Source organism: Oscillibacter sp. KLE 1745 (genome assembly GCF_000469445.2).
In the GTDB taxonomy this organism is placed as follows: Bacteria; Bacillota; Clostridia; order Oscillospirales; family Oscillospiraceae; genus Oscillibacter; species Oscillibacter welbionis.
Genome location: NZ_KI271762.1, coordinates 66,683 through 66,992 on the forward strand (window position 1 = coordinate 66,683; position 310 = coordinate 66,992).

The window sequence follows — 310 nt, forward strand, 5'->3', positions numbered from 1 at the left end:
TCCGGCCCGATGTACCGGTACAGCGCCTGCATGTACGCCTGACAGAACCGCATGATCTCCGCGTCCGACTTCCCCACCGGGTCGAAGTCCGCGCCGCCCTTGCCGCCGCCGATGGGCAGACCCGTCAGAGAGTTCTTGAAGATCTGCTCAAAGCCCAGGAACTTGATGATGCCGGGATACACGTTGGCCTGGAACCGCAGGCCCCCCTTGTAGGGTCCCAGCGCGCCGTTGAACTGGCAGCGATAGCCGATGTTCGTGTGCCACTGACCCTGATCGTCCTCCCAGGACACCCGGAAGGTGAACATCCGCT

1 protein-coding gene is annotated in these 310 nt (G+C 63.2%); it reads right to left on the reverse strand.

What is annotated here, in order from left to right; genetic code table 11:
* A partial coding sequence (locus tag HMPREF1546_RS15345; protein WP_021752095.1) for a Glu/Leu/Phe/Val dehydrogenase dimerization domain-containing protein occupies window positions 1-310 on the reverse strand: 310 nt, incomplete at both ends.